A 24,736-nucleotide genomic window follows, 5' to 3' on the forward strand; every position below is an offset into this window, starting at 1 on the left:
GCCAACATGAAATATGGATTAGTGGGCCTGGCTGCAATGCTGTTGAGTACCCATGCCTTTGCTGAGAACTATCGCATTGTGCAGTCGCCAACTCAGAAACTGGATGTCTGGATTGATGATGTTAAAGATAACCAGCTCGCAAGCTGGTGTAAGAGCACGGTGAACCTGCGCATTGTGACGCACGGGGATAAAGATCCTTCAGTATTAAATGATTTTCTGCCGCGTGTCGCCGGATTAATGGGCTCGCAATGTAAGCCGCTGCAACAACTGCACTGGACATTAACCGATACCGAAGGTGCCCAACTGGGTAACGGCAGTGCGGCAAAAGCGCAGCAGTGGAAAGTGGTTATCACACCGCCGGCAACCTCACAGCCTGCTTCAGCTGCCACTGCACAGCAGCAGGCACCGGTGACGCAGACGCAACCCGCCGCGCCGGTCGTGCTGAATTCCCCACCCGCTGATACCACGCCATGGCTGCAGTTCAGTTTGCTGGATGGCTGTCATTTCCGGACCTGGTGGCATCAGCCCGCGCAGTCAAGTGCCGTTTTCGTGCCCGCTAAGCAGGGCGTGACCTGTGGCAAAGATGGCTGGCTGAGCGGTCACAGTACCTTAACGGAAGTGGGCAAGGGCCAGAGCAAACCCGTCTCTGTCAGCTTCTTACAGGGTTTCCCGGTGGCGGGCCTGAGCGACAAACAACAGCTTGATGAGCTGACGATTACCACGGTCAACAGCGAGCGCATGGTGCTGAGCGATGAAAAATCGCCAGACAGCTGGCTGGTGCTGCCGTTCAGCCCACAACTCAACGGCTGGCAGGCGGTGAATCAGGTCGTTGTGGCGATGCCTGCCAGCGAAGCCGCAGATGAAAATGCCCTGCGGGCGCGCCTGCAGGAAGTGCGGAAAACCTGGTCACCCTGGCTGAGCAGCCCTGCCTCAATCAAAGTGCAGTTGGTGGAAAAACTCCATCCGGAACTGAAAGATCCGGCCGCCGCCGTCTATCGCACCATCAACTAAGGCATAAGGAGTTTGAATGGATTCTTTACAACAGCGTCTGGCTAACGCCTCTCTGGCAGAAAACCTGGCCAGCATTACCGCGCAAATCCAGGCAAACCCTGCGGATGCCGATTTACGGGCTGCCTTCGTCCAGCTGTTGTGCCTTGCCGGTAACTGGAAGCGGGCACAGACACAACTGAAATCCTGGCTGGCGATGCTGCCGCAGGCGCAGCCCACCGTCACCTTGCTGCAACAGGCAATTGCGGGCGAAGTATTACGTGAGGCTGTCCTGCGCGGCGAGGCCGATCCACAACTGCCTGGCAGTGCCTGGCCCTGGTGCAATCTGATGCTGGCCGCGTTGAAAGCCGATATCGCCGGGGATAGCGTAGCAGGGGCGACACTGCGTGCTCAGGCGCTGGACAGCGCAGAAGCGAGTGCCGGTCGTGCCGTTGCGCAGGAGGGCGAAAGCTCGTTCGCCTGGCTGATGGACGGCGACAGTCGCTTCGGACCGATCTGTGAAGCGATTGCTAATGGTCGCTATTACTGGATCCCGTTTGCGGCGATCGCGGAAATGGAATTCCAGGCACCAGCAAGCGTGACGGATCTGGTCTGGCGTCATACGCGTTTGCAACTGGTGGATGGCAGTGAGCAAATCTGTCAGATCCCGGTTCGTTATCCTCTTCAGGAAGGCGCAGACGAACGCTTCCTGCGTGCCAGCATCACAGAATGGCAGGCACTGGACGGTGACGAAGGGCAGTTCATTGGGCACGGACAAAAAATGTGGCTCAGTGACGAGGCAGACTTTCCCTTACTGACGCTGCAACAGATGATTTTCAACGAAACTGAGTTACCTCATGAGTCGTAACGACAATTCATCCGGTGACGGCTATTCACAGCTGCATGGCGGCTATCGTTCGCGTAAAAATCGCGACACGCTGACCGCGCGCGATAAGCTTCAGTCATCGCTGCTGGACAGACTGACGGATGATGCACCCGAGAAAGCGACAGAATCGGGCAACAGTTCGGTGATTACCCACAGCACGCTGCGACGCAATGTACTGCGCGATCTTCAGTGGCTGTTCAACACCATTAACAATGAAGCACAGCACGATCTTAGCGGGTTGAATGAGGTACAGCGCTCTGTGCTGAACTTTGGCGTCGCGCCGCTGGCCGGACAGAATATTTCTGACATTGAGTGGCAGGATATGCAGCGGAAAATGACTGATGCCATCCTGCATTTCGAACCGCGTATTATACCGCAGGGCCTGCAGGTGCGCTGTGTCAGCGATCTGACCTCCCTCAGCCTGCACAACGTTTTGTCGATCGAGATAAAAGGCCGGTTATGGTGCGTACCTTACCCGCTGGAGTTTCTGTTCCGCACTCAGGTGGATTTAGAGAGCGGCCATTTTGAACTACAGGATGCAGGTTAATCATGGACAGCAAGCTGCTCAATTATTACAACCGTGAACTGGCCTATCTGCGTGAGATGGGCGCGGAATTTGCTGCGCAGTATCCGAAAGTCGCCGGACGGCTCGGGATGCGCGGCATTGACGTTGCCGATCCCTATGTCGAGCGGCTGATGGAAGGTTTTGCTTTCCTGACCTCCCGTGTGCAGCTAAAGATGGATGCGGAGTTTCCGCGCTTTTCGCAGCGCATGCTGGAAATGGTGGCGCCCGGCTATCTGTCTCCCACGCCGTCCATGGCCATTGCGCAACTGACGCCGGACAGCCGGAAAGGCGATATCAGCAATGGTTTTTTAGTGCCGCGCGGCACGATGATGGAAAGCCAGAACCTGAAAAAAACCGGTGTCACCTGTAGCTACAGCACGGCACATGATGTGATGCTGCAGCCGCTGCGCATCAGCGATGTCTCCCTGGGGGGCGTACCGGCGGATATTCCGCTGGGAGAACTGAAGGCACGCGGATCGTCCGGGGCGTCCAGTGCACTGCGCATCCGTATGACCTGCGAAGGCATTTCCTCGCTGAGCCAGCTCAGTCTGGACGACATTATGTTTTTCCTCAGCGGCCCGGATATTCAGGCGCTCAAGCTGATGGAGCTGCTGATGCAGCATCGTAGCGGCATTATTTTGCAGTCCGTGGAAGCAAAACCGCAGCGCCAGTCGCTGCCAGACGATGCGCTGGAGCAGGAAGGCTTTTCGCCGGATCAGGCGCTGCTGCCGGATGACCTGCGTAATTTCGATGGCTATCGTCTGCTACAGGAATATTTCGCTTTCCCGGCACGTTTCCAGTTTGTCAGCCTGCGCCAGCTCGCGCCGTTTTTGCGCCGCTGCGACAACACGCAGTCTTTTGACATCGTTATCCTGCTGGATAAAGCCGATGCCGCGCTGGAAAGCGTGGTCGACAATACGCACCTGGCGCTGCACTGCACGCCGGTGATCAACCTGTTCCCGAAAACGGCTGAGCGACTCAAAGTCAGTGACAGTCAGCACGAATATCATCTGGTGGTCGACAACATCCGCCCACTGGACTATGAAATTCATTCGGTGAAGCGGCTGTTTGCCTCGGTGGAAGGGCAGCGTGAAGAGCAGATTTTCCGTCCCTTCTGGAGCACCTTCAGCCACGATGGCGGCGATTACGGCGCCTATTTCTCGCTGCGTCGCGAACAGCGCACACTGTCCGAACATGCGCTGCGCTATGGCACCCGCACAGGCTATATCGGCTCTGAAGTATTTTTGTCGTTGGTCGATCAAAACCACACGCCATGGAACAGCGATATCCGTTACCTGTCTGCCGAGGTGATGTGTACCAGCCGCGATCTGCCGTTAATGCTGTTACAGCAGGAGCAGGGCAACTTTGTCATGCCCGATTCAATTCCGGTCGGGCAGCTTACCTTATGCAAAGGGCCCACGCCGCCACGTCCCGCGCTGGCAGAAGGGCTGTCAGCCTGGCGGTTAATCAGTCATCTGCAGATGAACTATCTCAGCCTGATGGACAGCAGTGAGGGGGAAGGCGCGGCGGCCTTGCGCCAGATGTTGAGTCTGTATGCGAGCCTGGCGGAAACACCGCTAACGCGCCAGATCGACGGCATACGGCACTGCAACCTGAAAGCCGTGCACCGTCGCGTACCGGAACCGGGCCCGGTGGTCTTTGCACGCGGCGTGAGCATCGCGCTGGAAGTCGATGAACAGGCTTTTTCAGGTGCCAGTCCGTGGCTGTTTGGCAGCGTACTGGAGCGCGTCTTCTCTCGCCTCGTGGCGCTGAACAGCTTTACCGAATTCACCCTGAGCAGCCAGCAGCGTGGCGAAGTGGGCTACTGGCCACCGCGCATGGGTAAAAAGGCGCTGCTATGAGTGAAACGGCGCACATCATTCCCTTACAGCGGGCCGTTCGCCTGCCTGATGACTTCTGGCAGGCGGTCATGGCCGCCCCCTGGCGCTATGACCTGTTTCAGCTGTTGCGTAAGCTGGATGCCCAGAGCGGTCAGCGTTATGCCTTAGGTAAAGCGCCGCTGCCAAAATTTGAAGCCGTGCGCATCGGACAAACCCCTTCGCTGGCCTTTGCACCGTCCACCGTGTCACAGGTTAAACCGCGCGAGCAGGACGACCGTTATGACGTGTCCATCTACAGCTTTGGCTTGTTCGGCCCTAACGGCCCGTTACCGACGCACTTAACGGAATACGTTCGTGGCCGCATCGATCACCACCAGGATCACAGCCTGAGCGCCTTTGCCGATCTGTTCCACCATCGCGCCACCTTGCTGTTTTACCGGGCCTGGGCGAATGCTCAGCCCACCAGCTCGCTGGATCGCCGTGATGACCGACGCTTTCAGGATTACCTGGCCTGCGTGGCAGGCATTGGCTTACCGGCTCAGCAACAAGCCAGTTCGCTCAGCCTGCATGCGCGCCTGATGCTGTCCGGCCACCTCAGCCGTCACGGTCATGATGCCGAAGGCCTGGTGCGGATTCTGCGTCATTACTTTGGTGTGCCGGTGATGTTGCAGCAGAACGTGCCGCAATGGTTAGCGCTGGACAGCCGCGATCAGGCGCGGTTGTCAGCAGGACGCCACATGCCGCGGCTGGGTGAGTCCGCTTTCCTTGGCGTGGCCGTACGTGATGTGCAGCATCGCTTCCGCCTGCGCATCGGACCACTCAGTGCCGAGCAGTATGAACGTTTTTTACCCAATGCTCAGGGCGCGTGCGAAGTGCGCGACTGGGTACGTCACTATTTAGGGATTGAGATGCAGTGGGATCTCAGCCTGATCCTGGCGGCCGACGCCGTGAAAGGGGTAACCCTGGGCGGTGAGGCGCGGCTGGGCTATACCAGTTGGCTTGGACAGCAACCGCAGCCCATAGATCGTGAAGATTTTGCTTTTGAGGTTGAGGCCATGCCGTAACGGCGCAACCGCTTTCCCCGATATTTAGCCGCTTCTTTCATTAAAGAGAACCGATATGTCAGAAATCAGCCGTGCCGTACTATTTGGCAAACTGGATACGCTGTTATTTACCTCGCTTGAGAGTGCGACCGCCTTCTGCAAACTGCGTGGCAATCCCTACGTGGAGCTGGTGCACTGGCTGCATCAGCTCATGCAGCAGCAGGATGGCGATCTTCAGCAGGTGATTAAGCACTTTTCACTGGATGAAAACGCGCTGACGCGGGATATCGTCGCTGCCCTGGACCGCCTGCCGCGCGGCGCCAGTGCGGTCTCCGATCTCGCAGAACACATCGACAGCGCCGTTGAACGCGCCTGGGTTTATGCGTCGCTGAAATATGGCGCGAACCGCATTCGCGGCGGGCATCTTCTCATCGGGATGTTGAAAACCTTTAATCTGGCCAGCGTGCTGAAAGGCATCTCGCCGCAGTTTTCGCGCATCAATGCCGATGCGTTACTGGCGCAGTTTGATACCTTGCTGGCGAACAGCAAGGAGGTTCAGCAGGCCGTTGTGCCGCCTGCCGGTGAGGCCGCCGCGCCAGCGGCAGCGGGCACCAGTACGCTGTCGCAGTATGCACAGGATCTGACGGCCCGCGCACGGGACGGAAAAATCGATCCTGTCGCAGGCCGTGATGAAGAGATCCGCCAGATGGTGGATATTCTGATGCGCCGCCGCCAGAACAACCCGTTACTCACCGGTGAAGCCGGCGTGGGAAAAACGGCGGTGGTAGAAGGGCTGGCGCTGCGCATCGCGGCCGGTGACGTACCTGCACCGCTGCGCGACGTACAACTGTGGCTGCTGGATATCGGTATGCTACAGGCTGGTGCGGGCATGAAAGGCGAATTTGAAGCGCGCTTACAGGCGTTGATCAACGAGGTGCAATCCAGTCCCACGCCGATTGTGCTGTTTATTGATGAAATTCATACGCTGGTAGGCGCGGGTGGACAACAGGGCACAGGCGATGCCGCCAATCTGTTAAAACCCGCCCTGGCCCGTGGCCAGCTGCGCACGATTGGCGCAACCACCTGGGCCGAATACAAAAAATACATTGAGAAAGATCCCGCGTTAACCCGCCGCTTCCAGACCGTGCAGGTGCAGGAGCCGGATGAAGCGAAAGCGATCCTGATGCTGCGCAGCACCGTCAGTGCTCTGGAGAAACATCACCAGGTAATGCTCCTGGATGAAGCCGTCAGCGCCGCCGTGAAGCTGTCTCACCGCTATATTCCTGCCCGTCAGTTACCGGATAAAGCCGTGGCGTTACTGGATACCGCCTGCGCCCGCGTGGCCGTCAGTCAGGGTGCTCAGCCGCCTGCGCTGGAAGATTGTCTGCACCGCCTGGCGGCGCTGGACATTGAAGCAGACATCGCGGAACGCGAAGCGAAGGTCGGGCTGGGCGATGAAACCCGTCAGGCCGCCATTGCCGCGCAACGCAGCGCACTGGAGGCCGAGCGTGATGCGCTGGACGCCCGCTGGCAGCAGGAGCGCGAACTGGTCGAAGAATTGATTGCACTCCGTGCCCGCTGCGTGACGGAAGGAGAAGCCTCGCTGCGTGAGGCGCTGGATCACACCCGGCAGAAGCTGCAGGCGGTCCAGGGTGAAGCGCCCCTGCTGTTTGCCGCCGTGGATGCCAGTGTGGTCGCAGCGGTGGTATCTGACTGGACCGGTATCCCACTGGGCCGCATGGTGAAGAACGAAATCGACGCCGTGCTGAATCTGGCCGATACGCTGAACCAGCGCGTGATTGGTCAGCGCCACGGTCTGGATCTGATTGCCAAACGCGTCCGCACCTCGCGCGCCCGTCTGGATAATCCCAACAAACCGGTCGGTGTGTTTATGCTCTGCGGCCCGTCAGGCGTGGGCAAAACCGAAACCGCGCTGGCGCTGGCTGAATCGCTTTACGGTGGTGAACAGAACACTATCACCATCAACATGAGCGAGTTCCAGGAAGCGCACACCGTATCAACCCTGAAAGGTGCGCCTCCGGGCTACGTCGGTTACGGGGAAGGGGGCGTACTGACGGAAGCCGTCCGCCGTCGCCCTTACAGCGTGGTACTGCTGGATGAGATTGAAAAAGCCCATCCTGACGTGCATGAGCTGTTCTTCCAGGTGTTTGATAAAGGCTGGATGGAAGACGGGGAAGGCCGTCATATCGATTTCCGTAATACCATCATTATTCTGACCTCCAACGTCGGTACGGAACTGATCAGCGCTCTGTGCGCCGATCCGGAACTGATGCCGGAGCCAGAGGCTCTCAGCACCGCGTTACGTAAACCGTTGCTGGAGGTTTTCCCGCCTGCGCTGTTGGGCCGTCTGCTGGTGGTACCGTATTATCCGCTGAGTGATGAGATGCTGGCGGAGATTGTTAAACTTCAGCTGGGACGCATTGTCCGTCGGCTGGAAGAGAATCACGGTATTGAGGCCGTTATTGACGATTCGGTGGTCAGCCAGATCGTGCAGCGTTGTACGGAAGTGGAGTCTGGCGGTCGCATGGTCGACGCCATCCTGACCAATACCCTGTTGCCGCAAATGAGCCAGATACTGCTCAGCGCCCATGCCCGTGACGAACGTTATCGTCGTGTGCAGGTCAGCTGTGAGCAGGGCGAGTTTGTTTGCCAGTTTGCTGTCTAAAGCCGTTCGTTATCAGAGAGCGTTCGAATATGTCGGAACACGATAATCACCAGACTGTACCCAATGCGCTACCGATTGGTTACCGGTTCAATGAGTTTGAAATCAAGGAAGTCATCGGCGGCGGTGGCTTTGGCATCGTTTATCGCGCATGGGATCACCAGCTGGAACGCGATATCGCCATCAAGGAGTTTATGCCGTCTTCACTGGCTGTGCGCAGCGACGATCTGAATCTGGTACTGCGCAGTGAACGGTTCAGTAAGACGTTCCATGCCGGCCTGAACAGTTTTATTCAGGAAGCCCGTCTGCTGGCGCGTTTTAACCATCCTAATCTGCTGCATGTACTGCGCTTTTGGGTGCAAAACGACACCGCCTACATGGGCACGGTGTTTTACAGCGGGACCACACTGTCAGCCCTGCGTGAGCGCAATCCGCAGCTGCTCGATGAGAACTGGATTCGTCGCCTGCTGCCGCCCCTGCTGGGTGCGATTAAGACCATCCATGATGCGGGTTATCTGCATCGGGATATCTCGCTGGATAACATCCAGATTCAGAGTAACGGCGATCCGGTGTTGCTGGATTTCGGCTCCGCGCGCAAAACCATCGGTAACCTTTCGGATGAAAGCGAAACCATGCTGCGTCCGGGTTATGCGCCGATTGAGCAATACAGCGACAACGATGAAAGTGAACAGGGCGCGTGGACCGATATCTATGCGCTGGGTGCCGTACTGCACACGCTAATCACTGGCGCACCGCCGCCGGTGAGCGTGGTACGCAGTATTGAAGATAATTATCAACCGCTGGTTCAGCGTGCGCCGGCCGGCTACAGCCAGACCTTGCTGGCGGCAGTCGATCGCGCGCTGGCCCTGAAACCGGAAGATCGACCGCAAAGCATTGACGCCTTTGCGGCCTCCCTGGTACTGCCAGAAAAAGCGCCCGAACCGCTGCCGGAAGTGAAAAACACCGGGCCGGGCACGATGCTGGTGCCGGTAGAAGAAAACGACGAGGCCGCTGCACCGGCCACCCCGCTGAAGAAACTGATGCGTAACCGTTTTGTGTTACCGGGGCTGGTCGCGGCGGGCGTGCTGGTGGGCGTGTGTGCAGGTTTACTGATGGCGGGCGGCGACAAACAGGACGCTGAACCGGCTGACGTTGCGCAGACGGAAACGGCCCCGGCAGCTTCCTCCGCATCGCAGGCACCGACGGAGCCCTCTGTTACACCGGCTCAAACCCAGACGGCGCCAGCACAAACGCAGACTGCCCAGGCCCAACCGGAAAAAGCGCAGGAGCCGGTGGCACCGCCACCTGCGCCCGTCGCGCAGGTGTATATCAAATTACAGCCCGGCGAGCGCGTTGAGGTGAACGGCCAGCCGCAGGCGGTTGTACCGGCAGCCAATGGTTTTGCCGCACTGCAACTGGCACCAGGCAATTACACGTTTTCAGTGACAGGTCAAAGCGGCGAACGCGAACAGACGTTGACGATTAATCAGGAAGGCGTCTGGTTACTTGATCCTCATATTTAACAGGTATGTCTATGTTTTCACGTATTACTGTACAACTTCCCGCACAGGGACTGCTGTTCCGTCGTCTGAGCGGCCGCGAGGCGCTGTCTGAAGCGTTCGTGCTGGAAGCGGAGCTGCTTTCCACGGACGCGCGCATTGACCGCCAGTCGCTGCTGGGTAAACCGGTCACCTTCACGCTGCCGACGGACGGCCTGATGAGCGCGCTGAACCCGCGCTATATCAACGGCAAAATCACCCGGATAGGAGTGCGCAGCGAGGAGCTGGGCGGTGTGCGCTATGCGGTCTACGGGCTGACGGTGGAGCCGGACCTGTGGCCGATGAAGCGCGACCGCAACCTGCGCATCTTCCAGAGCCAGACGGTGCCGCAGATTGTGCAGACGCTGCTGAAGGAGTACGCGGTAAACGTGGAGACGCGCCTGGCGGGCAGCTACCGGGTGTGGGAATACTGTGTGCAGTATCAGGAGAGCAGCTTCGACTTCATCAGCCGGCTGATGGAGCTGGAGGGCATTTACTACTTCTTCCGCCACGAGGCGGACAAGCACACGCTGGTGCTGTGCGACGCGCCGGATCAGCATCAGCCGTTCCCGGGCTACGAGACAATCGCGTACCACGTGACGCCGTCGGGCGGCAGCGTGACGGAGGAGGGTGTGAGCCAGTGGGCGCTGGCGGAGAGCGTGACGCCGGGCATCTACAGCACCGACGACTACGACTTCCGCAAGCCAAACGCGTGGATGCTGCAGGCGCGCCAGAATCCGGTGTCGCCGACGCCGGGCTCAGTGGACGTGTACGACTGGCCTGGCCACTTTGTCGAGCACGGTCACGGCGAATACTACGCGCGCGTCCGCCAGGAGGTGTGGCAGGCAGAGCACCACGAGGTGAGCGGAAGCGGAACGGCGACGGGTATCGCGCCGGGCTACACCTTTGCGCTGCTGAACGCGCCGCACTTCAGCGACAACGGCAAATACCTGGTGACGTCGGCGTACTATGACTTTGAAGAGAACAGCTACGCCAGCGGCGACGTGGGTGCCACGCGCCACAACATCGACTTCACGGTGCTGCCTGCCGCGGTGACCTTCCGTGCGCGCCCGGAAACACGGTGGCCGAAGACGCACGGCCCGCAGACGGCCAGGGTGGTGGGGCCGAAGGGTGAGAGCATCTGGACGGACAAATACGGCCGGGTGAAGGTGAAGTTTCACTGGGACCGTCTGGCGAAGGGCGACGACACGAGTTCATGCTGGGTGCGCGTGTCGAGCGCCTGGGCAGGCCAGGGGTTTGGCGGGGTGCAGATCCCGCGCGTCAACGATGAAGTGGTGGTGGATTTCATCAACGGCGATCCCGACCGTCCATTGATTATCGGCCGGGTTTACAATGAGGCCAGTATGCCGCCGTGGGCACTGCCCGCTGCCGCCACACAGATGGGCTTTCTGAGCCGTTCGAAAGACGGTACGGCGGATACCGCTAACGCATTGCGCTTTGAGGATAAGGCGGGTGAGGAGCAGGTATGGCTTCAGGCGCAGAAGAATATGGACACCAACATCAAAAATGATGAAACGCATACTGTTGGTGGGGAACGAAGTCACTATGTCGCTAAAAGTGAGTTACATCGTGTTGAAGTCAATCAGGTACAGGCTGTTAAAGGCGACACTGAGATTTTGACCGGTAAAGGTAAAGTTGATGCTGTAGTCGAGCAATATGTTCTGGCGTCGGGGACCCAGCTACGCCTTGTCTCGGGCGAAAGTGCCATCGAACTGAATGCGAATGGCACTATCAATCTTATCGGAAAAGATTTTAATTTCTTCGTCGAGAAGGACGGCAATATCACCACAGGTGGAAAACTGAATCTGAACACCGAAGGCGCGCAACCGGGCACCTCTGCGCCGGGGTCGGGACACAAAGGCGATATCAGCGCGGCTGTTCAGGAGAAATTTACGCCGGGAAAGCCGGGTAAGGCAGGTGCTTTAGCAAGCGCACCTGCCGACGCTTCAAATAATGCCGTTGCACCCGCTAACGTGCAAACGCCCTCTTTCAGTGGTTATGGCAAAGATGTAGACAGTTTGGTTGAGAAGTCACCTACCATGAAACAGGACATCACCACCCTGAAAAAGCGTGGATGGGTTTTCAAAGAGGGTGAGGCGGGGAAAGGGACGTTTGCGGATCGTCAAGGTCGTATCATCACTGTCGATAAAAGCAACATGAATGATGCTGCTAAAGTCGTACAGTCGCTGTCACATGAAAGTGGACATGCACTTTATAAACCCAATATTGATCTGAGTTCTAAGGATAATTACCTGAACAGCACACTCAGTGATGAGGGTGCAGCCACACTAAATAATATTCGTGTACAGCGTGAGATCATTGCTAATCACGGTGAGGACATCGGCATAGCAGGCAATACAGCGAATCAGAAAGATTACAATGCTATCTTCGACTCCCTGCAAAAAGGTGACATCACTGAGAGTGACGCGAGGATGAAGATCGGGCGTATATTCGGAAAAGGTGAGAGGACCTCCACGACGAAGGAGCTATACGAGGATTATTATGGGGGTTGGTATGATAAAAATTACCCGGCAAAGTAAGCTATCAGTCATGTTACTGGCAGGTTTTTTTATAAGCGGATTAGTGGAAGCAAAGATGCAAGCAAATGATATATGGAGTTTTGTCACGCAAATGCGTTCCAGTGTGAAGAGTTTATCTGTACAGGCTATTCACAATGCCCCACTGGCGTTTAAATTAAAAAGTCAGAATGAATATATCAATTTTTACCGGGCTGACGGGATCAGGCTTAACGATGCGTTACTGATTAACGATATTGAGTTGCGACTGAGTAAAAGCCCTGACGGAATGGCACCTTTTCTGAGTTTTTCGCCGCAAGGGAAGTGCATTACGCTGAATGAGATCAAAAACCATTATCAGACTATCCGTTTAACGGATTACCCGCGTGGTCAGTCTGAAAATGAGCTAACCAGCTACACATCACCTCCCGATGCCAATGGCCAGGTCATCACCTTTTCATTTACGGCTAAAAATCCAGACTGCCTGAGCAGAGTGATTATTACTTCTGAAGAGTAAAGGAACGGCTTACTGACAATGATGGTCTGGTACAAAGCTCAGCAGCAATTGTCACCTCTTTGTGCGATTATCTGGCTTTGAATGTTCCTCTCTCATCAGAAAATATATGACGTTAATCAGGTTATTTTTGACACTGGCGTTTTTTTTCACGCCTGTTTTAAGTCTGGCAAATACGGTGTCGACAGAAGCAGTACCTCCACTGAGCAACGACGATTTCTCTGTCCTGCTCAACGACTACGCTTTCACCCCTGGTGACGCATGGAACAATCAGAGCTTCGTCCGTGCAGGCAAAGCCTTGAGCTCGGTTGTGGCCGGAGAAGTGGTCATCGATGAACAGCGATACAACTATTTCCAACACAGCTATGACGGCTTTGCGCTGTTCAGCGCAACGGCGGTGGGAAATGCCAGCCATACCATTCTGGCGGAGATTCTTGTGGACGCTGCCAGCGTGCCGACGGCTCGCAATATTGTGGTGGACGATAGCGTGGAACAGGTCCGGCAAGCCTATGGCCCAGGCAAAGAAAGTGACAGCGATAATCAACACTGGCTTATCTACAAGCTGGGTGAGAAACAGTTGATGTTCGAAATTGACCAGCAAAAGGTCAGCCATATCATGTTGAATACCACTATGAGTGCCAGACAGCATGACATCAGCGCAGACCAGGCTGTCAGCGCGGCAACAGAAGCCATTCATAGTTATCACCTGACAACACTCAGCGATCAATGTCTCAGGTATGATGTTGACGACAGCAGTGATAAAAGTTTCTTTATCATTTCGGTTCGCGAAGACAACCATGACGTCAGTTGTGGCGGCGATCCGGATATCTCTCCTCGTCTTTTCGACATTAAAGTGGCGCGTGATAACACTCAAATACTCACTAACGCCGATGATGCCGATGGCACATATCGAAGCCTGAATACGTCAGCCACACCCAATCAATAAACGGACACCCTATGAATTATCAGTTCAATGAAGGCGCATTTGCGCTGTTTCCTGCTGCGTGGCAGGACACCACCATGAATATTTTGCGGGATGAGGCCAGTGGGCTGGCATTCGTTGTGAGTCGTGGTGTCATTCCTGAAGGTAGCGATGCGGAGACGGAGTTCCAGCGTCAATGGGATACATTACGCAGTCAGATGGGCGCTATTCAGCAAACAGCGTTTGTACGGGTTATGGCTGGGATTGATAGCGCGCTACAGGCGCTGGAAGTTGAAACCGCCTTCGAGCGCAATGGACAAGCTGTGTGGCAGCGGCAGTTGGCTACTCAGGTTCCAGACAGCAACATTTTCATGATTTTTACCCTTTCCGCGATGCGTCCTTTCAATGAAGAAGATGGAGAGCGCTGGAAGAGTTTTAAACACAGTCTGAGTCTGAACAATCCACGGAAAGCATAAGCTATGGATAACCATGCGGCCCGCGTGGGCGATGAGATCATTCACTCCAGCATTATTGCTGATATCACCAGTATTGTCGCTGAGGGCGCAGCCTACGCCGTGATCGGTGCGGCGGTTGGCGCGGCGGCAACCGCCGCCGCGCCCCTGTTAGGTGCAGGGATGGCCGCGGCCGGTGTGGCCGCTATTGGTTCCAGCTGCCTGCTCAGTGGTATTCTGGGCGGCGTACTGGCCAATGCCGTTGGCCTCTCAGAGGACATCACTAAAGTAGCCGATGGGCTGGGAAACATGCTGTTCCCTCCTTCGCCCGCTGGTGTGATTGCCAGCGGATCAGAAAATGTTCTGGTGAACGGTCTTCTCGCGGCACGTGCGGCGGGCATGCTCGTATCCGGAGAAACTCCACCGCCGGAACCGCAGTCACCCAAAAGCTTTGCCGATTACGGCGGCATGTTGCTCGCTGCAGCCAGCCAGTTTGGCAGTGCGATGTGGCAGCCTAGGGTTGCGTCAGCCGATGCCGGAACGTCTCCGCTGGAGCAGGACAAAGTTGTCTGCGAAAAACACGGCGCGCCGCAATATCTGGCCCAGGGTTCTAAGCAGGTTTTTATTAACGGGCAGCCAGCCGTTCGCGCCAAAGACAAAACCACCTGCGAAGCCACGGTAAGTGACGACGTTTCACCCAATGTCATCATTGGCGGTGAAACCGTGACGGTAAGAGAGATCAAAAGCGGTAAAGTACCCGGGCTGGCTTTAGCGATGATCGGCCTGTCCCTGATCCGCGGTCGACCCAGTCAGATTCTGAAAAACATGCCCTGTGCACTCGCCGGTGCGGCCGGGGGGATGATGGCCGATATGGCGATTAATGCGGCCTTTTCGTCGCTGTTTCCGGTTCATGCCTCGACTGGCGTCAAAGTCCTCAATGATGATGCCGAACGTGATTTCTCCCTTCCTGGCCGTTTTCCGCTCAGTTTCCAACGTAGTTACAACAGCCTGACGCAGCGCAGCGGATTATTTGGTCTGGGCTGGGCAACGGTGTTCGACAGCTATTTAGTGCTGGAAGGCACACAGGCAACCTGGTTTGATGACAACGGGCGCGAGCTGCGCTTTGCGGTGCCGGGGGATAAAGAGGTGCTATACAGCATCAGCGAAGGACTGATGGTGCGCCGTAATAAAATGGGCGATATCGCTATTGCCGATGATGATGGTGCGGTTTGGCGGCTCTATAAACCTACAGCGGCGAATCCTCAGGTACTGCGTCTGGCTTCGCTGAGCGACGAATACGGTAACGCGCTGGAGATGGGCTGGGATGAGCAGGCGCGTCTTGTGCGTATTCATGATGCACCGCTGGCCATCGACGTCACACTGCATTACGGCGACAACCAGCACCCTCAGCGCCCGACATCCGCCAGTCACTTTGATGGTGAACAGCACTGGCCGCTAGCGCACTGGGACTATACAGAACAGGGCCAGCTTGCCAGCGTCACCGATGCGGCTGGCATTACCTCGCGCCGTTTCCGTTATAACGACGATGGGTTAATGATCTGGCATCAGCTGCCAGGCGGACTGGAAAGTGAATATCGCTGGCAGAAACTGGATCACTGGCGTGTGGTCGAGAACCGCACCAATACCGGTGATGGCTGCCATATGCACTACGATCTGGAAGCAGGCATTACGCGGGTGTCGACCTATGACGGTCAACAGCGCGAACACCACTGGAATGCTGCGGGCCTTATCACCTGTTTCATTGATGAACGGGGCGAGAAGTGGCGTTATGAGTGGAATGAAAACGAACTCATGACGCGCCGCATCGATCCGCTGGGCAATGCGGTGAGCTTCACCTATGACGATCTTGGTAACCGTGTTGAAGAGAAAGATGCGGACGGCGGTGTGCAGGCAGTGCAATGGCTGTCCCACCGTTCTCTGCCAACGGTCGTTGCAGGCGCAGACGGCTCCACAACGAAATACTATTACGATCCCCATCATGGCCTTGAGCGTGTGGTCGATGCGCTCGGGCAAAGTACTGTTTATAAGCGGGATGAGTTTGGGCTGGTTATCGAAGAAATCGATGCGGCAGGCAACAGCTATCGTCGGGAGTTCAACGATGCAGGCCAGGTCATCCGTGAAACAGACTGCTCAGGGCTGACGACGCGCTACCGCTATCATCCGCTTGGCTGGCTCAGTTGTGTGACGGCGCCGGATGGTGAAGAAACCCGTTATCACTATGATGCAGCAGGCCGTCCTGTTTTGCTGGAGCGGGCAGAGGGCTGGGAAGAGCGGTTGCGCTGGAGTGACAACGGCCTGCCGCTGGCCCATGAGTCAGCGGATGGCAAACGCAGTGAATTCCGCTATGACAACGTCGGGCGCTTAATCGCGAACCGCAATGCCCAGGGTGAGACGGTTCAACGCAGCTGGGACAGCCGTAGCCGGTTAACGGCGCTGCAAAACGAGAACGGCGAGCAGTATCAGTTCGAATGGGGCGCAGATTCACTGCTGCTGGCCCAGACTGGACTGGACGGCGTGGCTACGCGTTATGAGTATGATGCTGCGGGCCGCACGTTAGCTCGCACTTTTGCCGCCGGGCATCCTCAGGCGATTACCCATCGCTATCACTGGAGTCGGGCCGGACAACTGCTGGCGCGCACGACACCGGAAGGCCAGACGCGCTATCACTACCGTGGTGGTGGTCAGCTAAGTAAAGTGTCACAGCATCTGCCACTGTCTGACTCCGAGTGGAGCCAGCAGGCTGAGCAGGAGATTACGTTTACCTATGATGCGCTGGGCCGCATTGTGAGTGAACAGGGGGAGCAGGGCACACTGGCCTGGGAGTACGACGCGCTGGGTAATTGCACAGCCCTAACCCTGCCGGATGGCCGCAACCTGAAGCAGCTTTACTACGGTAGCGGTCATTTACTGAGCATCGCACTCGATAACCTTCCTGTGACGGAGTTTACCCGTGACACATTGCATCGGGAACTCAGCCGCACGCAGGGCGGTCTGACCACGCGCAGTGAATACGATCGTCTTGGCAGACTGCGCCGCCGTGACGTTTTCAGGGGGGAAGCTCAGCGACCTGCACCGCGCATCTGGTCCCGCCGACGCGACTTTGATTACGGCAACAACCTGATCCGTGAAGAGCGCGACGATAATCCGTTCAGCCAGACATTATGGCACTACGATAACGCTGGTGGTTTGTTGTCCCAGGAAGGCGCGCTGCCTGGTAATGAACACTGGCGCTGGGACGGTGCAGGCAACCCGCTGGATCGCCATGCCGCTTCCCACGTCATGCATAACCGCGTGACCGAACTGAACGGGATTCGCTGGCAGTACGATATCCATGGCCGCACCACTGAGAAGGATGACGGCCAGACCCGCTGGCGCTACCGTTACGATGGTGAGCATCGTCTGACGGATGTCATCAGCGAGCCGCGTGATCGCAATAAGCCACGCAACAAAGTGAGCTTCCGTTACGATCCGCTGGGCCGACGCATCAGTAAAACCTGCCAACAATCGTTACAGGGTAAGCCGTCTGGTCATGCTGTCACAACGCGGTTTGTGTGGGAAGGTTACCGTCTGCTGCAGGAAATCCACGACGATATTCCGCTGACTTATGTCTACAGCGACAGCCAGAGCTATGAGCCACTGGCCCGTATTGATGGCGTGGAAAGTCCGGAGATATTCTGGTTCCACTGCGCGGCTAACGGCACGCCCGAGCTACTGACCGACGTTGAAGGCCAGAAGACATGGGAAGGTGTGAACAGCCCGTGGGGCAAACTGCTGCGCGAATCGAATCAGCGAATTCCGGTGGTAGAGCAGAACCTGCGTATGCAGGGCCAGTACCTGGACCGGGAAACGGGGCTTCACTATAATTTGTTCCGTTATTATGATCCGGACAGTGGCCGGTTTACCCAGCATGACCCGATAGGGCTGGCGGGGGGGATCAACCTTTATCAGTATGCGCCGAATGCGCTGGGATGGGTGGATCCGTGGGGGTTGAGTAGGTGTTCATTAGATAAAACGCCAATAACGCGAAATTCAGCCAGAAAACTATTGAGAAGTCGCGGATTAAATAAGCAAATTCAGCATGACACTATCAATAGTTTTGATGGTCAGATTTATGCATCCAGAGGAAAGTCTGGAGATGTGTTCACTATTACAGAGCATACACCAGGTAGTGCCTCACAAGTATATGTCACAAGAGGAAGTGCAGGTGCCACCCCAGCGGCAAGACGTGCAAACTTGGCTTTGCCACCGAATAACTCAGCAACTTATGAAGGTAAGGTAGCCCTGACCAGACCTCAAGTTCTTCTTGAAGGTAAAGTTGCGCCTCAACTGCAATGGGGGGCAGATAAGGTCGGTGGCGGATGGCAAATAGTAACTGCCGGCGGTAGATATTCAGGAGCGACAGAATCATTATGAATTTAGAAGAAGTTGGCAAAAAAATATGTGATATATTAGCTTCATCTGCTTATCTTGATGAATCTAATGACATTAAAGATCTAATGATTAAAGTTTTAACGTTGGATAAAAATGATCCTTTAAGAATGATGGCGATAGATAGTTTAATATCACGATGTCATCCTAAATGGCTTGGGGACTATTATGTTAACAATATTACTTATAAACAATGGACCGATCTTATTACAGACTTTAAGAATAAGCTAAATAAAGAAAAATAAATTATGGCCGGAAGTGATCCCAGAGATCTCTCCGGTTTTTCTTTTTAGTTGCCCGGTGTCAGGATCAGGCAGCCCTGTCCCACCTTTATGCTGAACCCGGATTAGTTGCACACCAAGCTGCAAGAACGGACATCCTGTCCGTTGGATAACTGATGTAAAATTTTTATAATTGAGAAATTGACTATGAACAAGCATGAGTTAATGGCTGAAATAGATAAGGCATCTTCTTACATAGAGCAAGTTATGAATAACGAAAATAAAGGGGGGTGAAGGTCTTTATTGATGAGTTAAAGTCACTTAAAGTTATAAATAACAGTCTTATGAATAATCCTTTAAGAGGCTTTCCCCGGCGCTATGCTGAGATGTATAACGATTAACTCCATACAATAACGGATGTAATGAACAAGATTGAAAAAGTCTGTCGATGTATATTTGACTAGCAACTAATTCTTGCTTTGGTATTAATGGCGTTGACTTACTGAAAGCGTTAGGCGAACCCTTGGGTTGCGCCTTTTTCTTTTTAGATTGCTGTATACTTAGTGTCGAAATGGTGATTTTAGTTTTACTACAGGTGAAGAGATGAAATTCGTAAGCAGTTATTTAATTTTTGGCAGCGATAATAGAATTGATGCAATTTTATTTAAATAATTCATCGCTTTTAAGGTGGATGATATGATGAATTTCATAAAGGTAAAAAAGCTTGGAAAGTTATTAAAAGCATACGGAATAAAAAGCTACTACAGTTGTCGGGAATTGCTGGGCCAAGTGTCATATCATTTGTCATTGTCTAATACCTGGTAGCTCTGGCACGACGAACTGGCGTGTGAGTATGTTGCGCTGGGCAATTGCACAGCCCTTCCTCGGATGCCAGTCTTTTGCATTTAAAAATCATCAACGCGCTGGCAAGTCAGATTGTCGATGATGATTTCAGGCACGCCTTATTTTCGCTCGAAAACAAGGATGCCCTTTTCCAGTTTATGGTGAAACGAATTCAGTTTTAGGAGGAAGCATGAATATTGTAGGCGTCACATCCTGTATTGCCGGGTTAGCGCATACACCGATGGCAGCGAAATCGATTTAGAAAGCGGGAAGAAAGCTGGGCCATCAGGTGCATATCCAACAGCAAGGGACGATGGAGATGATCGATAAATTCACTCTGGAATATATTACGGAGACAGACTTCGTGCTGATTTCGGCGGATCGCTCAATTGAAGAATGAGGAGCGTTTTGCCGGTAAAACTATCATCCGGGTGAAAATCAGCCAGTGCGTGGGACATGCCGCCGTGGTGACTGCTAAATGTGTGGCGGCTGTCGAGGCGCGCCGTAATCCCTGATATTGGTGACACTATGAAAAAACGATGGTCAATATCAAAAACCATTTAATGACAGGCATCTCTTTTGCTCTGCCCGTCATTACTGCTGGCTCATTAGTAGTTGTGCTGGCCAGGATTATCGGCATCGTGTTAGTTGAGCCTGGCCTGGACAGCTTTGCTCAAAGTCGCTGGCTGAATAAATGGCTACATCTTACGCAGGATATCGGTTTCAAAATCATTGGATTAATGAATTACCTGTCAGGTGTTTACGTTGCCTGTTCGATCTCCGGAAAGCGGTCTGGCGTCGGATTTCTAAGAGTCTTACTGGCTGGGTACGTCAATATTACGCAAGATGCGTATTTTCGATTCTGCCGCCTCGTCCGCACCGCCCATCATTATGCCGTTTATTACCGTTGAGTTGCATGTTGTGGTGATGCTATTGATACACGTGTCCGGTTCAAACACCACTTCAGATCGGCGCTCAGAAAATATCAACGAAAAAGGCAAAACCATGTAGCCACTCACGCCCAAAAAAATTTCATTTTCCTCGCTTGAAATCCCACTAAATGATCCTATAAATGTCTGTGAGCAGCGGGGGAGGTCCCCACGCCGATGAGCTTTTGAATGAACCATTAATTCAGGAGGTTATCACTATGGCATTACGTAATTTTCCCGTATTTCCTTCTATCGCAGATTCTGCCTTTTCAGACCGGTTTAACCGTATCGACAGGCTGTTCAGCCAGTTGACCGGTGATGCGCCCGTGTCGGTTTCTCCCTCTTACGACCTGAAGCAGGTTGATAACGAACACTACGAACTGACCGTCAGCGTGCCGGGCTGGAAAGAAAGTGAGCTTGAAATCGAAGTGGCAGGCGGTCGTCTGACCGTGACCGGACAGAAAGAGGAGGTCAGCGATAACGATACGGAAAAAGAAGGGCAGAACAGCGGTTGGCTGCACCGTGGTATCAGTCGTTCAGACTTCCGTCTGAGCTACAGCGTGCCGGAGCATATGAAAGTGACCACCGCACGCCTGCAGGACGGTTTGCTGCGTGTCGGCCTGCACCATGAGATACCGGAAAGCGAGAAGCCTCGTCGCATTCCGATCGAACACCGTACGGCGGAAGCCATTGAACATCAGGCCTAATGGCAGGTTAACGAAAAGCGGAGGGCGCTGACGGCGTTCTCCGCGCTTTGTCATCAAGGTGCCAGAGAATCAGGAGGCGGTAATGAAAGTCATCAGCGTGCCCGAAGATCGTGCTCTTTATCCCAAACTGGTTGGCGAAACCGTAATGGCGGCAAAGTTACAGTTAGGCCGCACCCGGTTGTCGGTGAATTACAACAAAGTGCCTGGCGGTATCATGCCGGTGCTGGTGGTGGATTTCTACAACGAAAAAGGCAAGCTTTACTCCCTGCGTTACAACCTGCCGCCCGATACGCCAGAGCGCACTGAACGTCGATTGTCGCTGTTAATGCGGCTGATTGAAAAAGAGGCCAGTGAGGAAAAGCTGGCTGAGGCGGTGTAAAACCGATAAGTGCAACCAAAACGAAGAGGAGGTGACGATGCTCAACACACTCATGCTACATACCTCGTTGGGTGCTGGCATGCTAGCGATGACGGCCAGCCTGTTTCACAACCGTTTTAAATAAGCCGTTTTTCGTTTTCTCTCTTCAGGGTGCCGACATCGCGGCACCCTGTTTCATTCGTGCCCGCCGCTTGTCTTTCTGCGCGCCAATTGTTATGTTATAACATATCTATTTGTAGGGTGAAAAACATGCCGTCGTCCAGAGCGTTACCTCAATCCGATTCTGTTTTGCAGGTCAACATTGCGCAGTTGAACCGAACTGATGGCGAACCGCTCTTGCATCACATTCACTTCAGCGTCAGAGGGGGAGAGCGGCTGGTCATCATCGGGCCAAACGGCAGTGGCAAGACGTCATTACTGCGGTCAATGTGCCGTGAGTTATCGTCACCGCCACAGGCGATTCAGCTTAACGGCGCATGTCTGGCAACGTTTTCACGGCAACAGCTTGCCACCTGCATAGCCGTGATGGCGCAGAATGATATGCCCGATCTCAGGCTGTCGGTTGAAGAGTACGTTGCGTTGGGCCGTATTCCGCATCTAGGCGCCTGCCCGGCAGGAGTAAATCAACGGATCGTTCACGAGTCTATTGATGAAACCGGTCTTTCAGCACTAAAAACACGCCCGCTGGCTGCGCTGTCCGGGGGAGAGCGACAACGTGCTGTACTGGCGCGCGTGCTGGCGCAAAAGCCGTTATTGATCTTACTGGATGAACCGACGAACCATCTTGATCCGCTGGCCCGCCAGCAGCTACTGGCACTCATTAAAAACAAAGGGATTACGGCAATAGCGGTACTGCATGACCTGTCCCTGATTGATACGTTTGCCGATCGTGTGCTTATCCTGTCGCAGGGCAAGCAAATTGTGTGTGATCACCCGTCGCGCGCGCTGACGTCGCGCTATCTCCAGCCTGTGTTCGGCTTAAACAGCTTTACCGTAAAACATCCTGCCAGCGGTAAGCGCTTACGTATTTTTGAGGTGCCCGACTGTGCATGATGCATTGAGTAAAATCGGTTTTGCCGCGTTTCTGGCCGTTACGCCAGCCATGTGGGCCAGCGCAAGTGATTTTCCTGTCACCATCGACAGTTGCGGCCAGCCCGTGACGTTCACCTCGCCGCCTGCGCGAGCCGTGATTAACGACCTCAATATGGCAGAAATGGCTTTTGCGTTGCATCTGCAGAACCGCATTGTCGGTCTCACCGGCATCAGTGGCTGGTACAAGATGACGCCGGCCTTTAAGCAGGCCATGGGATCCATCCCTGAGCTGGCACCGAAATATCCCTCACTGGAAACGTTGCTGGCCGCGAGCCCTGATTTCTTTTTTGCTGGCTGGAATTACGGGATGAAAGTGGGCGGTGACGTTACGCCTGCTTCACTGCGTCAGTACGGCATTAAAACCCTGGTGCTGAGTGAAAGCTGCGTCTTTTCACAGAAGGACAAGCAGAAAGCGACGATGGATCTGCTCTATAACGACGAGATTAAACTGGGCAAAATTTTTGGCAAGCGGGCCGAAGCCGAGGCGCTGGTGACGGACTGGAAGCAGCAACTGCAGGCCTTACCTCAGCGTCCGGCTGATACGCAGCCTCGAAAAGTCTTCGTTTATGACTCAGGCGAAGACAAACCGTTCACCAGCGGAAAATATGCCATGCCGACCGCCATCATTGAGGCCGCCGGAGGTAAAAACGCGATGGAAGCGCTGGAGATGAGCTGGGGCACCACCTCCTGGGAGAGCGTGGCGGCCACGCAGCCGGATTTTATTATCTTGCTGGACTATCAGACCGGCAGTGGGGCAGAGGCACTGCGCCACTTCCTGGAAAATCATCCGCTTATGAAGCTGACGCCTGCGGTAAAACACCATCGCTACCTGAAGTTACAGTACGCTGAACTCACACCGGGGCCGGCCAATATTCAGGCCGTAGAGAAGCTGGCTCATGCGCTCTATTCGCCGGATGCGTGAATCGATCGCCGTATCGTTATCCAGCAATAATGAGTGCGTCCTGCCTGCTGCTGGCGATCCTGATGCTGATCAGCACGGCGGAAGGCACCGTGTCATTGTCTTTAACGCAGGTGCTGTCCGCACTCGACATGGCAGACGCGCCTGTCTCTGAAATGATCACGCGAATCGTGATCGACCTACGGTTACCGCGCACGCTGCTGGCCGTGATGACGGGGGCTGGCCTGGCCATCGTCGGGGCATTGTTGCAAACCACCACCCGTAACGATTTAGCCGATCCGTTTTTATTTGGTCTGTCCTCTGGGGCCTCAGCCGGTGCTGTACTGGTGATTACCCGCTTTGGCGATCGGCTGTCGGCGTTAACCTTGCCCGTTGCCGCTTTCGCGGGTGGGCTGTTTTCAGCCGCCGCCGTCATGTTGCTTTTTCATTTCAAAAAGCAACGTTCAGCAGAGCACTTGATTCTCTGCGGGCTGGCCGTGTCATTTCTGTTTGGTGCGGTGACCAGCTATTTGATTTTTTCAGGCGACCAGCGCGCGGCCAGCTCGGTGATGTTCTGGTCACTGGGCGGGCTGGGATTAGCCAGCTGGCATAATCTGCCTTATGCACTGGTAAGTCTGGCATTACTGACAGGGTTTGTAGCGCTGCGCGGGCGGCAGTTGGATGGATTGCTGGCGGGCGAGCAAACCGCACTCTCGCTTGGTATTCACGTCAACCGGTTACGCATCGAGGTGTTTCTGTGCTGTGCGCTGGCAACCGCGTTGCTGGTGGCACTGACCGGCGTCATTGGCTTTGTCGGACTAATGGTGCCGCACCTGTGTCGGCACGTAACGGGTGTGAAACACCGGTTGCTGATCCCACTGTGCGCGCTCTGGGGCGCCATTTTGTTGTGTGCTGGCGATATTGCCAGTCGGACGCTGCTGGCCCCGCAGGAGCTACCCATTGGCATTATCACGGCGGGCATTGGGGGCATGTTTGTGATTGTCCAACTGACGCGCGCCCGACCCTGAATGCTGAAATCCGCCGCTGAGTAAGACCGGTTCACGGTGCCTGACTCAGTAAGGTAATTTCATTATTTCATTCCGAGACAGCTGGCCAATAATGGCGAGCGATCTTCTGCAATCAAGGTATTTCCACCGAGGATTGCCGGATTGCCTGGCTTTATTATGAATGTAATAGCTATTCACACTTCTTTGCATTCGGGTAACATATTAGCCATTGTCTTATTTACT

General features: G+C 54.9%; 20 protein-coding genes. All 20 read left to right on the forward strand.

Annotation, left to right across the window (positions count from 1 at the left end; genetic code table 11):
• Nucleotides 1-6: 6 nt before the first annotated feature.
• The 20 genes from RAC90_RS00910 to RAC90_RS01005 all read left to right on the forward strand — a co-directional run bounded on the left by RAC90_RS00910 (nt 7) and on the right by RAC90_RS01005 (nt 24,514).
• Nucleotides 7-1,011 carry a hypothetical protein gene (locus RAC90_RS00910; protein ID WP_054633578.1) on the forward strand — a complete coding sequence of 335 codons (1,005 nt, stop codon included), beginning with the start codon at nt 7-9 and terminating at the stop codon, nt 1,009-1,011.
• Between the two features lie 16 nt (nt 1,012-1,027).
• Nucleotides 1,028-1,855: a type VI secretion system accessory protein TagJ gene (locus tag RAC90_RS00915; protein ID WP_375123836.1), complete on the forward strand. Its 828-nt coding sequence runs from the start codon at nt 1,028-1,030 to the stop codon at nt 1,853-1,855.
• The gene (gene tssE, locus RAC90_RS00920; RefSeq protein WP_033742150.1) at nt 1,845-2,420 is read left to right on the forward strand and encodes a type VI secretion system baseplate subunit TssE; all 576 of its coding nucleotides are present in this window, start codon (nt 1,845-1,847) and stop codon (nt 2,418-2,420) included. Before RAC90_RS00915 ends, tssE begins: the two co-directional genes overlap by 11 nt.
• Nucleotides 2,421-2,422: 2 nt before the next feature.
• The gene (gene tssF, locus RAC90_RS00925) at nt 2,423-4,300 is read left to right on the forward strand and encodes a type VI secretion system baseplate subunit TssF (protein ID WP_375123837.1); all 1,878 of its coding nucleotides are present in this window, start codon (nt 2,423-2,425) and stop codon (nt 4,298-4,300) included.
• Nucleotides 4,297-5,343: a type VI secretion system baseplate subunit TssG gene (gene tssG, locus RAC90_RS00930; protein ID WP_039338228.1), complete on the forward strand. Its 1,047-nt coding sequence runs from the start codon at nt 4,297-4,299 to the stop codon at nt 5,341-5,343. Before tssF ends, tssG begins: the two co-directional genes overlap by 4 nt.
• Before the next feature lie 55 nt (nt 5,344-5,398).
• Nucleotides 5,399-8,008 (forward strand): type VI secretion system ATPase TssH, encoded by a 2,610-nt coding sequence (gene tssH / locus RAC90_RS00935; RefSeq protein ID WP_375123838.1) that lies wholly within the window; start codon nt 5,399-5,401, stop codon nt 8,006-8,008.
• Nucleotides 8,009-8,037: 29 nt separating this feature from the next.
• A complete protein-coding gene (locus RAC90_RS00940; RefSeq protein WP_375123839.1) occupies nt 8,038-9,528 on the forward strand; it encodes a serine/threonine protein kinase in 1,491 nt (496 codons plus the stop codon).
• A gap of 11 nt (nt 9,529-9,539) precedes the next feature.
• Complete coding sequence (locus RAC90_RS00945) at nt 9,540-12,104, forward strand: type VI secretion system Vgr family protein (RefSeq protein WP_375123840.1); 2,565 nt, start codon at nt 9,540-9,542, stop codon at nt 12,102-12,104.
• Nucleotides 12,079-12,597, forward strand: coding sequence for a hypothetical protein (locus tag RAC90_RS00950; protein WP_241492751.1), 519 nt, complete (start codon nt 12,079-12,081; stop codon nt 12,595-12,597). The genes RAC90_RS00945 and RAC90_RS00950 overlap by 26 nt, the downstream gene beginning before the upstream one ends.
• A gap of 175 nt (nt 12,598-12,772) precedes the next feature.
• The gene (locus tag RAC90_RS00955) at nt 12,773-13,540 is read left to right on the forward strand and encodes a hypothetical protein (RefSeq protein WP_375123841.1); all 768 of its coding nucleotides are present in this window, start codon (nt 12,773-12,775) and stop codon (nt 13,538-13,540) included.
• A gap of 11 nt (nt 13,541-13,551) precedes the next feature.
• Nucleotides 13,552-13,992, forward strand: a complete 441-nt coding sequence (locus RAC90_RS00960; RefSeq protein ID WP_033742127.1) for a DcrB-related protein — start codon at nt 13,552-13,554, stop codon at nt 13,990-13,992.
• A 3-nt stretch (nt 13,993-13,995) separates the two neighbouring features.
• The gene (locus RAC90_RS00965) at nt 13,996-18,402 is read left to right on the forward strand and encodes an RHS repeat-associated core domain-containing protein (protein ID WP_375123842.1); all 4,407 of its coding nucleotides are present in this window, start codon (nt 13,996-13,998) and stop codon (nt 18,400-18,402) included.
• On the forward strand, nt 18,399-18,662 hold the full coding sequence (locus RAC90_RS00970) for a hypothetical protein (protein ID WP_039338247.1): 264 nt from the start codon (nt 18,399-18,401) through the stop codon (nt 18,660-18,662). Before RAC90_RS00965 ends, RAC90_RS00970 begins: the two co-directional genes overlap by 4 nt.
• A gap of 1,208 nt (nt 18,663-19,870) precedes the next feature.
• Nucleotides 19,871-19,996, forward strand: coding sequence for a hypothetical protein (locus RAC90_RS00975; protein ID WP_269750923.1), 126 nt, complete (start codon nt 19,871-19,873; stop codon nt 19,994-19,996).
• A 24-nt stretch (nt 19,997-20,020) separates the two neighbouring features.
• Nucleotides 20,021-20,392 carry a hypothetical protein gene (locus RAC90_RS00980; protein ID WP_283786292.1) on the forward strand — a complete coding sequence of 124 codons (372 nt, stop codon included), beginning with the start codon at nt 20,021-20,023 and terminating at the stop codon, nt 20,390-20,392.
• A gap of 236 nt (nt 20,393-20,628) precedes the next feature.
• Nucleotides 20,629-21,117 carry an Hsp20 family protein gene (locus tag RAC90_RS00985; protein ID WP_033742122.1) on the forward strand — a complete coding sequence of 163 codons (489 nt, stop codon included), beginning with the start codon at nt 20,629-20,631 and terminating at the stop codon, nt 21,115-21,117.
• Between the two features lie 82 nt (nt 21,118-21,199).
• The gene (locus RAC90_RS00990) at nt 21,200-21,496 is read left to right on the forward strand and encodes a hypothetical protein (protein WP_033742120.1); all 297 of its coding nucleotides are present in this window, start codon (nt 21,200-21,202) and stop codon (nt 21,494-21,496) included.
• A 249-nt stretch (nt 21,497-21,745) separates the two neighbouring features.
• Nucleotides 21,746-22,549, forward strand: coding sequence for an ABC transporter ATP-binding protein (locus RAC90_RS00995; RefSeq protein WP_054687625.1), 804 nt, complete (start codon nt 21,746-21,748; stop codon nt 22,547-22,549).
• A 49-nt stretch (nt 22,550-22,598) separates the two neighbouring features.
• Nucleotides 22,599-23,510 carry an ABC transporter substrate-binding protein gene (locus tag RAC90_RS01000; RefSeq protein ID WP_375123926.1) on the forward strand — a complete coding sequence of 304 codons (912 nt, stop codon included), beginning with the start codon at nt 22,599-22,601 and terminating at the stop codon, nt 23,508-23,510.
• Complete coding sequence (locus tag RAC90_RS01005) at nt 23,507-24,514, forward strand: FecCD family ABC transporter permease (protein ID WP_375123843.1); 1,008 nt, start codon at nt 23,507-23,509, stop codon at nt 24,512-24,514. Before RAC90_RS01000 ends, RAC90_RS01005 begins: the two co-directional genes overlap by 4 nt.
• Nucleotides 24,515-24,736 lie beyond the last annotated feature (222 nt).

The sequence above is a fragment of the Pantoea sp. CS_6 genome (assembly GCF_041954745.1).
GTDB classification, from domain to species: Bacteria; Pseudomonadota; Gammaproteobacteria; order Enterobacterales; family Enterobacteriaceae; genus Pantoea; species Pantoea stewartii.

Coding starts and splice junctions, on each gene's coding strand:
- RAC90_RS00910 (WP_054633578.1), top strand. CDS start 7: ATGAAATATGGATTAGTGGGCCTGGCTGCAATGCTGTTGAGTACCCAT.
- RAC90_RS00915 (WP_375123836.1), top strand. CDS start 1,028: ATGGATTCTTTACAACAGCGTCTGGCTAACGCCTCTCTGGCAGAAAAC.
- tssE (WP_033742150.1), top strand. CDS start 1,845: ATGAGTCGTAACGACAATTCATCCGGTGACGGCTATTCACAGCTGCAT.
- tssF (WP_375123837.1), top strand. CDS start 2,423: ATGGACAGCAAGCTGCTCAATTATTACAACCGTGAACTGGCCTATCTG.
- tssG (WP_039338228.1), top strand. CDS start 4,297: ATGAGTGAAACGGCGCACATCATTCCCTTACAGCGGGCCGTTCGCCTG.
- tssH (WP_375123838.1), top strand. CDS start 5,399: ATGTCAGAAATCAGCCGTGCCGTACTATTTGGCAAACTGGATACGCTG.
- RAC90_RS00940 (WP_375123839.1), top strand. CDS start 8,038: ATGTCGGAACACGATAATCACCAGACTGTACCCAATGCGCTACCGATT.
- RAC90_RS00945 (WP_375123840.1), top strand. CDS start 9,540: ATGTTTTCACGTATTACTGTACAACTTCCCGCACAGGGACTGCTGTTC.
- RAC90_RS00950 (WP_241492751.1), top strand. CDS start 12,079: ATGATAAAAATTACCCGGCAAAGTAAGCTATCAGTCATGTTACTGGCA.
- RAC90_RS00960 (WP_033742127.1), top strand. CDS start 13,552: ATGAATTATCAGTTCAATGAAGGCGCATTTGCGCTGTTTCCTGCTGCG.
- RAC90_RS00965 (WP_375123842.1), top strand. CDS start 13,996: ATGGATAACCATGCGGCCCGCGTGGGCGATGAGATCATTCACTCCAGC.
- RAC90_RS00970 (WP_039338247.1), top strand. CDS start 18,399: ATGAATTTAGAAGAAGTTGGCAAAAAAATATGTGATATATTAGCTTCA.
- RAC90_RS00980 (WP_283786292.1), top strand. CDS start 20,021: ATGGTCAATATCAAAAACCATTTAATGACAGGCATCTCTTTTGCTCTG.
- RAC90_RS00985 (WP_033742122.1), top strand. CDS start 20,629: ATGGCATTACGTAATTTTCCCGTATTTCCTTCTATCGCAGATTCTGCC.
- RAC90_RS00990 (WP_033742120.1), top strand. CDS start 21,200: ATGAAAGTCATCAGCGTGCCCGAAGATCGTGCTCTTTATCCCAAACTG.
- RAC90_RS00995 (WP_054687625.1), top strand. CDS start 21,746: ATGCCGTCGTCCAGAGCGTTACCTCAATCCGATTCTGTTTTGCAGGTC.
- RAC90_RS01000 (WP_375123926.1), top strand. CDS start 22,599: ATGTGGGCCAGCGCAAGTGATTTTCCTGTCACCATCGACAGTTGCGGC.